The sequence below is a fragment of the Kitasatospora sp. NPDC059803 genome (genome assembly GCF_042732255.1).
Lineage (GTDB): Bacteria > Actinomycetota > Actinomycetes > Streptomycetales > Streptomycetaceae > Kitasatospora.
Genome location: NZ_JBHWIJ010000176.1, coordinates 1 through 9,509 on the forward strand (window position 1 = coordinate 1; position 9,509 = coordinate 9,509).

11 protein-coding genes are annotated in these 9,509 nt (G+C 69.2%); 6 read left to right on the forward strand and 5 right to left on the reverse strand.

Going from position 1 to position 9,509, the window contains the following annotated elements; genetic code table 11:
- Positions 1-48 precede the first annotated feature (48 nt).
- Positions 49-2,133 (forward strand): prolyl oligopeptidase family serine peptidase, encoded by a 2,085-nt coding sequence (locus tag ACFV6I_RS25175; RefSeq protein ID WP_380427742.1) that lies wholly within the window; start codon positions 49-51, stop codon positions 2,131-2,133.
- 169 nt (positions 2,134-2,302) lie between these two features.
- Entirely contained in the window at positions 2,303-3,130 is an 828-nt protein-coding gene (locus ACFV6I_RS25180) for a phosphotransferase (protein ID WP_380427744.1), read from the forward strand.
- 56 nt (positions 3,131-3,186) lie between these two features.
- On the opposite strand, the gene ACFV6I_RS25185 is transcribed toward ACFV6I_RS25180, so the two are convergent.
- From ACFV6I_RS25185 to ACFV6I_RS25195, 3 genes are all read right to left on the reverse strand, one after another.
- Positions 3,187-3,309, reverse strand: a complete 123-nt coding sequence (locus tag ACFV6I_RS25185) for a hypothetical protein (RefSeq protein ID WP_363369142.1) — start codon at positions 3,307-3,309, stop codon at positions 3,187-3,189.
- A complete protein-coding gene (locus tag ACFV6I_RS25190) occupies positions 3,306-3,479 on the reverse strand; it encodes a hypothetical protein (protein WP_380427746.1) in 174 nt (57 codons plus the stop codon). Before ACFV6I_RS25190 ends, ACFV6I_RS25185 begins: the two co-directional genes overlap by 4 nt.
- Positions 3,480-3,556: 77 nt before the next feature.
- Positions 3,557-3,919: an ATP-binding protein gene (locus ACFV6I_RS25195; RefSeq protein WP_380427748.1), complete on the reverse strand. Its 363-nt coding sequence runs from the start codon at positions 3,917-3,919 to the stop codon at positions 3,557-3,559.
- A gap of 292 nt (positions 3,920-4,211) precedes the next feature.
- On the opposite strand from ACFV6I_RS25195, the gene ACFV6I_RS25200 reads away from it, so the two are divergent.
- Together ACFV6I_RS25200 and ACFV6I_RS25205 are read left to right on the forward strand one after the other, a co-directional pair.
- Positions 4,212-5,072, forward strand: coding sequence for a helix-turn-helix domain-containing protein (locus ACFV6I_RS25200; RefSeq protein ID WP_380427750.1), 861 nt, complete (start codon positions 4,212-4,214; stop codon positions 5,070-5,072).
- Positions 5,065-5,265, forward strand: coding sequence for a DUF397 domain-containing protein (locus ACFV6I_RS25205; protein ID WP_380427752.1), 201 nt, complete (start codon positions 5,065-5,067; stop codon positions 5,263-5,265). The genes ACFV6I_RS25200 and ACFV6I_RS25205 overlap by 8 nt, the downstream gene beginning before the upstream one ends.
- A gap of 97 nt (positions 5,266-5,362) precedes the next feature.
- Here ACFV6I_RS25205 and ACFV6I_RS25210 read toward each other — a convergent pair whose 3' ends face one another.
- Entirely contained in the window at positions 5,363-6,214 is an 852-nt protein-coding gene (locus ACFV6I_RS25210; protein ID WP_380427754.1) for a helix-turn-helix domain-containing protein, read from the reverse strand.
- Positions 6,215-6,218: 4 nt separating this feature from the next.
- Positions 6,219-6,719 (reverse strand): DUF6879 family protein, encoded by a 501-nt coding sequence (locus ACFV6I_RS25215; protein WP_380427756.1) that lies wholly within the window; start codon positions 6,717-6,719, stop codon positions 6,219-6,221.
- A gap of 780 nt (positions 6,720-7,499) precedes the next feature.
- On the opposite strand from ACFV6I_RS25215, the gene ACFV6I_RS25220 reads away from it, so the two are divergent.
- Complete coding sequence (locus ACFV6I_RS25220) at positions 7,500-8,963, forward strand: ASCH domain-containing protein (protein ID WP_380345487.1); 1,464 nt, start codon at positions 7,500-7,502, stop codon at positions 8,961-8,963.
- Positions 8,956-9,375, forward strand: a complete 420-nt coding sequence (locus tag ACFV6I_RS25225; protein WP_380345489.1) for a low molecular weight phosphatase family protein — start codon at positions 8,956-8,958, stop codon at positions 9,373-9,375. Before ACFV6I_RS25220 ends, ACFV6I_RS25225 begins: the two co-directional genes overlap by 8 nt.
- The last annotated feature ends 134 nt before the right edge of the window (positions 9,376-9,509 follow it).

Genomic DNA, 9,509 nt, shown 5'->3' on the forward strand with positions numbered 1-9,509 from the left:
CGTTTTCCGCTCGACAGCGCCACTCCGACCGTGCCTATGGTGCCCGGCATGACGACCGACCCGTTACCGCGCCAGCTCGCCCGCACCCGGTGCTTCACCCTGGGCGCCCCCACCCACCCGGGCATCACCGCCGACGGCGCCGCCGTCCTGTTCCTGCGCAGCCGCGGCGGCACCGACCCGCTCGCCTGCCTCTGGGCGCTCGACACCGTCACCGGCCGGGAACGGCTGATCGCCGACCCGGCCGCGTTGGGCGCCGGCCCCTCCACCGACGGCATCACCGGTTACAGCACCGGCGCCACCGGCCGGCTCGCCGCCTTCGCGCTCGACGGCGCTCTCTGGCTCGCCGACACCGCCTCCGGCACCGTCCGCGCCGTCCCCACCGCCACCGCCACCGCCACCGGCGTCCACGACCCGCGGCTCGACCCGACCGGCCGCCGGATCGCCTACACCGGCGACGGCGCCCTGCGCGTGGTCACCGTCGACGGCACGAACGACACGGACGGCACGGACGACGGGGGCACCACGGACGACCGGGCGCTCGCCGAGCCCGAGGCCGGGGACGTCGCGTACGGCGTCGCCGAGTACGTCGCCGCCGCGGAGATGTACCGCACCCGCGGCCACTGGTGGTCCCCCGACGGCACCGCGCTGCTCGTCACCCGCGTCGACGAGCGCCCCGTCCACCGCGTGCACCTCGCCGACCCGACCGACCCGCAGCGCCCGCCCCGCGTGATCCGCTACCCGCTGGCCGGCACCGCCAACGCCGAGGTCTCGCTCCTGCTGCTCGGCCTCGACGGCACCCGCACCGAGGTCCGCTGGGACCGCACCGCGTTCGAGTACCTCACCGCCGCAGGCTGGGACGCCCACGGCCCGTACGCCGCCGTGCAGAGCCGCGACCAGCGCACCGTCCGCACCCTGGCGATCGGGCCCGACGGCGCCACCCGGGTGCTCGCCGAACGCCGCGACGAGCACTGGGTCGAGCTCCTCCCCGGCCTGCCCGCGCGCACCGCCGGCGGCGCCCTGGTCGACACCGCCGACCTCGGCGACACCCGGCACCTCACCGTCGACGGCGAGCCGGTGACGCCGCCCGGACTACAGCTGTGGGAGGTGCTCGGCACGGACGGCGAACAGGTCCTGTTCACCGCCCTGGAGGACCCCACCGAGACCCACCTCTGGCACTACGAACCGGGCCGCGGCATCCGGCGGCTGAGCAGCGGCCCCGGCGTCCACACCGGCGCCCGGCGCGGCGGCACCCTCGTCGTCACCACCCGCTCCGAGGGCTTCCCGGCCGGCCGCACCACCGTCCACCGCGACGACCGGACGGCGCACCCGATGGCCTCGTACGCGCAGCCGCCCGTCCTCGCCGCACGCCCCGAACTGCTCCGCCTCGGCCCCCGCGAGCTGCGCGCCGCGCTCTTCCTGCCCACCGGCCACCGCCCCGGCGGCGCCCCGCTGCCCGTCCTGCTCGACCCGTACGGCGGGCCCGGGATGCACAAGGTCACCAGCGGCGGCGCGTGGTGGGGCCGGGTCTCCCAGTGGTTCGCCGACCAGGGCTTCGCGGTGCTGGTCGTCGACGGCCGCGGCACCCCCGGGCGCGGACCGCGGTGGGACAAGACGATCTACGGCGACAAGGCCGGCCCCGCCCTGGCGGACCAGGTCGAGGGCCTGCACGAGGCCGCCCGGCTGCGGCCCGGACTGCTCGACCTCGACCGGGTCGGCATCCGCGGCTGGTCCTACGGCGGCTACCTCGCCGCCCTCGCCGCCCTGCGCCGCCCGGACGTCTTCCACGCCGCCTCCGCCGGGGCCGCCCCCACCGACTGGCGGCTCTACGACACCCACTGGCAGGAGCGCTTCCTCGGCCACCCCGACGAGCACCCGGGACACTACGACGACGGCTCCCTGATCGCCGTGGCCCCGGAGCTGCGCCGCCCGCTCCTGCTGATCCAGGGCCTCGCCGACGACAACGTCTTCCCCGCGCACACCCTGCGGCTCTCCCACGCCCTCCTCGCCGCCGGACGCCCGCACGAGGTCCTACCGCTACGCGCCACCGGCCACCGGCCGACCGACGAGGCCGTGGTGGAGCACCTGCTGCTGCATGAACTGGAGTTCTTGCGGCGGTCGTTGGGCGTGGGCTGAGCGGCGCCCCGCAGCGGGCACGGCGTGCCGCAAACCGGACGCGCGTTCCCTGCACACGTGCAACCGCGAGACGCTCGCCCTGGGGGGGGACGCCGTTGGCCAATGATTGACCAACAGCGTCCCGTTTGGAGCGAGCCCCAACTCCGCTGAGCATCGCTACCGTTGTCCCATGACGGATCTGCGCCGGGCACCGGTGGACGAGGTGCTGGTACGTGTCGAGACGGCCTTGGGCACGCAACTCGACAGGGCGACAGTGGTCCGCAAGCGCCGATCCGTGGGAGCCGGCACGGCGCGTGGCACGTGGGTACGCATCGAGCGGCGAGGGCTCGATCGAATCGGCGTCCAGGGCTGGGACGGCACCCCCTCCGCTGAGGCCCTGCGAGGGATTGCGAAGCCCGCGTGGCTGGCCGGCATCGCCTGGCGGGATGAGGTCGAGCCAGTGATGTGGCGGGCCGATGAAACCGAACTACTGCCATCCGCCCCAGCGGGGTCCGCAGTTGTGACCGAGGGTCCCGACCTGCCGCCCAGCTGGTGGCCGGAGCTGAACGCCTCTCTCGATGCGCTCGCGGGGCAGCGAACGAATCGGATCGCCACGCCGGACACGGAGACGATCACCCAGGAGCTGGTGACTCGGACGATTCGCCAGGTGTTCCCGGGCATCGACGCCACGGTGAGCGAGTGGTGTCCGGCGCATGCGGATCTGAACTGGGCGAACGTGACGGCGCCCGAGTTCTGCGTCTTCGACTGGGAAGACTGGGGTATGGCCCCGCGTGGCCTGGACGCTGCCACGCTGTGGGCCGCGTCGCTTGCCGTGCCTGCGCTGGCTGATCGTGTCCGTGTCGAGCGGAGCGGCGACTTCGCGAGCCGGGACGGCAAGCTGATGACCTTGTTCGTCGCGGCGAAGATCCTCGGACCGTACGCGCATCCCGAGGACCCTCGCCCTCAGGGCGCCCGCGTGTTGGCGGAGCAGGTGGTGAAGGAGCTTCAAGCGGACTGACGCTGAGCGGGCGCCCGCGAGGCCCTCGCCCGGGTGGGCGAGGGCCTTCGCGCGGTTCAGTGCTGGTCGTCGCGGTCGTCGGGGTGGGGCATCTTGAGGGTGGCGAGGACGCCGAGGGCGACGGTGGTGATGGCGAGGGCGAGGAGGGCGAGGAGGATCGCGCCGACGAAGAACTTCACCGGTGCCGCTCCTCGTCGTCATCGTCCAGGTCGCGGAGCAGGCGGAGGAGGTTGAGCAGAGTGCTGACCGGCGCGTTCCCGAAGTCGATCAGGATGCGTCCGTCGATGGTGGTCCCGCCCGTCGAGGCGGACCCCCAGAGGAGCCCGTGCGGCAGGCCGCGCCTGTGCAACTCCCCTAGGAGAGACATGATTTGGGGCTTGGTGTGGTCGCGCATCCGGGGGTCCTCCGACACGATGGGGTCGCGGGTCACGCGCGGGAGTCCAGCTCGTACCAGATGGTTTTGCCGCGCTTCTGCGGGTCGACGCCCCAGCGGTGGGTGAGGCCGTCCACGAGCTGGAGGCCCCGACCGGTCTCGGCGAGGTCGGCGGGCGTGCGCGGCTGCGGGAGGGCGTCGCTCTCGTCGGAGACGGTGACACGGAGGGTGTGGCCGAGGATGGAGAACCAGACGACGGGCGCGGGGGTGTCGCCGTGCCGCCAGGCGTTGACGATGAGCTCGCAGAGGGCGAGTTCGGCGTTGAAGACGGCGTCGACGTCCCAGCCGTTGCGGGTCATGGCGTCCCGCAGGGCCTGCTTGGAGAGGGTGAGCGAGGGGGTGTTACGGGTGCACACGGGAACCTCCGTGAGGCTGTGGTGTGGGAGAGGTGATGGCGGTCGTCGCCGTGAGCCAGGCCACGCGTGACTGCTCTTCGGCGCGCGGGCAGCAGGCGCCTACTGCCCTGGTCGCAGGCATTACTGACGATCCATCGGATCGAGCTGAGAACGACGATAGCGCATCGACTCTTTAATTAAATCCAGACGGGAGAAGGTTCCTCCCAACGGGGGACGGCGCACTCCCAAGCCCGGGTGGATCTGCCGACGACCGGCGCGGCACACTGGCCTCTGCGCCAGTAGAGAGGACGCCATGGCCCTTCGAATCCCCACCTTGCGTCAGCGACGCCTCGGCGCCGAACTACGAAGGATGAGAGAGCAAGCCGGCTTCGGCGGCAGCCACCTCGCCAGGCTGCTCGGGGTGACTGCCGCCCTGGTGAGTCAGATGGAGATCGGGAAGTCGGCCGTCAGCGTGGCGCGCCTGCACGAGATCGCGGAAGCCTGCATGTGCGCCAACGCGCCCTTGGTCGAAGCGCTCGCCGACATGGCCAGGGAGCGAGACCCGGCCTGGTGGGATGAGTATCGAGCGGCACTCGCAGCCGCCCCGATCGATGTGGCGGAGATCGAAGGTCGTGCGAAGAGGCTCAAGAGCTTCACTATCGGCATCATCCCGGGACTGCTACAGACGAACTCGTATGCGACTGCGGTGTTCGCGAGAGGGTTCACCCCTCTCCCCGATCGCGAGGTCGATCGCAGAGTGAACTTCCGCCTGCGGAGACAGCAGATCATCCGGTCCGGCGAAACGCCGTACACGGCGCTCGTCCACGAGGCGGCGTTGCGCATCCAGTACGGCGGGCCCGAGGTGCTCAGGGACCAGCTCGATTCACTCGTCAAAGACTCCGAGCTTTCGGGCGTCTCACTGCGAGTCGTGCCCTTTGCTACGGCTAACTTCCCCGGCCCCAGCGAGAATCTGCTCTACGCGGAGGGGCCAGTGCCCGAGCTGGACACGGTCCAGTCCGACTCGTCTCACGGCTCCCACATCTTCGACTCGCCCGCCCAGCTGGCGGGCTACCGCGCGATCCTGGAGCGCATCGAAGCCGTCTCGCTCCCGGAGAGCGAGTCACGAGATCACATTCGCTCGATCATGAAGGAACTGAACGACAGGTATGAATAGCTCCGAGTGGCAGAAATCCAGCTTCAGCGAAGCAGCCAACAACTGCGTCGAGGTACGTGCCCTTGACGGGGCCATCGAGCTCCGTGAATCCGACGACGGCGAGGTCATCGTCCGCACCACCCACCTCAAGTTCGCCGGCTTCCTCCAGGGCGCCAAGGCCGGCGAGTTCGACCACCTCACCACCAACCCCTGAAGGGAACGCACATCGCCCCCGTCGAGCCGGTGCTCGACGGGGGCGACATGAACCCGGCGTACAGGCCGACTCTGACGATGCCCCGGGGGTGGCGCTCTCAGGCCCCTTGAAGACGGCCACGGGCCGCTTCGATCTCGTTTCGGGCCGCAGTACCGAACACCGCTTGGTCCCGCAGAGCGGCGAACACGCGGACGAAGTACGAGATGTTCTCGGGCCTGGACGTCTGGAACGCCCCCGACCAGAACTCCTGCTTGAGCAAGCTCTCGTCGAACAGGTAGAAGCCCTCGCCAGGGTAGAGCGACCGTGGCCGACCTTGCGGGATGATCCCGATGGACACGTACGGGAGCCTGGACACCTCCAGGAGGTGGTCAAGCTGCCCGTTCATCACCTCAGCACCACCCGTATTGTTAGTTAGCGCTGAGGCTTCCAGGAGGAACGAGAATATCGGCGCCCCGGTGCCGAGGAACCGCTTCCGGACCACGCGGTTCTGTGCCGCTTCCTCCACGTCATCCAACGGCAGGCCGTGCAGCTTGGCATGGATGGTGAACTGCGCCTTGGCGTACTCGACCGTCTGTAGGAAACCGGGGACGAACAGCGACTCATACACCCGGAGCAGCTTGGTCTTCGCGTACAAGTCCATGGCTTGGAACTGGAGACGCTTCATCCCCGGTCGGTGCCACCGCTTGTAGTCGGTCCACATCAGCTCGATCTCACGACTCATCGCGATGAGTTCGGGAGCATGCCCCTCGACGGCACAGGCCGTTGCCCACCTTCGGATGTCTTCCTCGGTCGGGATCTGCGTCCCGTGCTCGATCTTCGACACCTTGGTCTTGTGCCAGCCACAGCACTGCGCGAGCTCGACACCCGAGAGATGGGCATCCCGACGGAGTTCTTTGAGCTGATTCCCGAAAGCGCGCCTTGCGGACTCGGATGGTTCCTGGTCGGACATGTCGTTACGGCTTGTACTCACCATTGAGGGCGCCGAGCGACCATGCTCGCTCGAATGCCTCGTTACAGAGCCGGATCACGTCCGGATCGGTCGAGAGCTGGATGTCGGTCTGTCGGTTGTCTCCCCCGATGAGGTTGAAGACCACCAGGTCATCCCGGATCAGGCAGTCGTTCCCCGGCAAGGGCAGCACCGATACGAGACGGCGGGGAAGCCACCGAAGACGTTCCGTGGGGTCGGCCAACTCGACCGCCATCCGCTGGTAGTCCGAGAGCGGTTCGGAGACGACCCGCACACGCCGGTAAGGGAAGCCGGCAGCGGCCTTCCCGGCCAGGAACGCGCGATGCCCACGCATCGTCTCCTCGACCGTCCCACGGTCGCCTGAGCGCCACGCCTCGAACAACGGGCGGCCCACCTCATAGGAGTCCCGCAGCTCAAACTTCCGCACCTCTTGGACGGGCTCACCGAACAGCAGCTCAATTCGGCATGCCGCCGAGATCAATTCCATAACGCTCCCTGACGTACTTCCGCACGAACACATCCATGGTCCGCCCGGACATCTCCCCGAACGTCTCGTCGTCGGCATGTGCGACGAGCTGATCCCGAACCTTCGGCCCGCGCTATTTGAGCTGCACGATCCATGAGTCACGGTCGGTCTCATAGAACGTCTCGCACTCGACGCCGCCCTGAGAGTTGGGGTCCGTGCAGAAGAACGTAGCGGTCAACTCGTCGCCTTCGCTGCCGTGTTGCCGCATGTTGCTCCCCCCGCGATCCGGCCGCATGTCATCTCCGACCTTCGCCCTACGACCACCCCAAGGTCAAACGTTCGACGGCACCGAAGCTCGCTCAGACAGCCTTCAGCAACTATGAGCAACTTCGTTGAGCGCCGCTGGTCGGTGTTCATACGGTCTACCCCGCACGCCCCCACGCGTCGGTGAAGGAGAGGGAACCAGGCATGTCCGCTGCCGTGAAGTCCACCGGTTCGCACCGGAGTAGGGAGCAGGCCAGTTCGCAGAAGATGGCCGCGCTCCTGAACGAGTACCGGATGGCGCAGTCGGAGTCCCGGCCGGTGCGGTACCCGCTGCCGCCGGGGTGCGAGTGCCCCCAGTGTCGTGCCGGGGGGCACCGGTGAATGATGCGGTCGCCCCTCCCGCGCCGACCGAGGCGGGCGAGTCCCCGGCGTCCGCCGCTGTGGAGCGGCTCAGGACCCTGCATGCCGAGCCCATGCGCCACCGACACCAGCACTGAGCCGGCCGCAGCCGGTTCATGAGCAGAGCGGAGGCACCACTTGAACACCATCGACCTTCTCAGGTCGCCGAACACCGTGCTGGCCAACGCCGTTGACGATGCCCTGGACGTGCTCCGTCCCCGCCTCCTGGAGGCCGGGACGGAGCGGATCGAGTTCACCGTGGGGACGCAGCTCAACGGGCGTCCGCACATCGGCACGCACCTGGTGCAGAGCCTGTCGTTCCTGGTCGCCGAGCGGGCCCGCGATGAGTTCGGGGTCGATACGGCCGTGGACTTCGTGGCTCTGGACAACGCCCCGGCGGAGACGATCACCGATGGCGGCCGGATGTACCAGCTCACCTACCACCACCAGCTCGGTGATCACGGCATCCGCGCCCTGGTCGCCGAGTACTACGCCCCTCTTCTGGACGCGATGACCAGCCGCACGGGCGTGGAGTACAGGGTCAGCAGCTACACCGAGCAGCAGGCGGGCCCGGAGTTCCGGGCCGAGTTCCTGCGGACGCTGGAGTTCCTGGATCAGATCCGGTTCTGGCTGGCTCCGGCCAGCGGTACGGCACACATCCGGCTGCCGTGTCCGGTGTGCGGGTGGGCCCAGAAGTACGCCGACCACACGCGGCTGCTGGAGTTGGACGACTCGGGGGCACTGTTCGAAGCGATGTGCCACGAGCACGGCCGCTACGAGGCGGACGTTACGCCGCTCGGCGGCGGGTACCTGGACCTCTCCACCCTGTACCGCAACGTGGTCAAGGAACGGTCCTACCGCCCCGACGACGGCACGTTGCACGTGATGGTGAAGGGCGGCGACTGGGCGTTCGGCTGCCAGCTGGTGGACGGCGCCCACGTCGCGATCGGGGCGCCGGCCGCTCCGGTGCCGCTGCGCGTCTTCACCCCTCAGATCCTCGGCAGCGACGGCGGGAAGCTCTCCAAGAGCCTCCTTCGCGCGGCTGCCGAAGCCGGAGACGCGACGGGAGGCAGCACCGCGGAATGGCTGCTCGACCCGGCCGCCTGGCCCGGCACGCAAGCGGACTACGTCGAAGCGCTCACGGGTGCCGGTGAGCTGATGCTCAGCAGCCCGAGGCACTTCTTCCGGTCCTACACCACGACCGCATTGGAAGCCCTGATGACCACCCGCCAGCCTGCCAGGAACCAATCCCAGGCGCATGGCCGTCCCCGCAACATCCAGATCTACAAGCAGTACTTCGACCTGATCGCCGACGGCTCCAAGACCGTCGAAGTCCGGGTCGCCTACGCCTCGATGAAGCGAATCAGGGTCGGGGACCTGCTCAACTTCACCTGTCGTGGCGAGGAGCGCCTGACCAAGGTGAAGCGCATCGGCACGTACAGGACCTTCAAGGAGATGTTCGGCACCGAGGACGTGAAGGCGGTCAACCCGCACGCGACCGAGGCCGAGCAGTTGCGGGCGATCCACGCGATCTTCCCGCCGGAGAAGGAAGCCCTCGGCGTGATCACGTTCGAGATCGAGCGAGTGAACCCCGATGAGTAGGCGAAGGCGGGTACTGGTGGTCTGCAAGGGGAACCACTGCCGTTCCCCGATCGCCGCCCTGATCATCGCGGAGCGGTCCGGGGGCGCGCTGGACGTGCGCTCGGCGGGCACCCGCAACTGGCACGTGGGCAAGCCCGCGCACCCGCTGATGATCGAGGCCGCTTCCGCCTTCGGCTACGACCTGACCGGCCACCGGGGCCAGCTCCTGGACGAGGGGCTGCTCGGCTGGGCTGACGACGTGATCGCGGTCGACGACGAAACGGCGCTCGCGGTCGAAGCCACCGCTGACTCCGACCAGCCGGTGAGGATCCTCGGCTCGGGCATCACCGACCCGTGGGGCGGCGGTCCCGAGGACTTCGCTGCTGCCGTCCTGGAGATCCAGGAAGCCACGGCCCTGTTCTACGCGGCCTAATCGCCATCCCGAGCAGCCCGGGCTGCCCGTCGCTCCCCCGTGGCACTAACGGTCAGTTCGAGCAGATGAGAGAACCCCGCCCGCCCGGCCTCCACCGGGGGGGGGGGTGGTGGGTGTGGGCGTGTGTGGGTGGG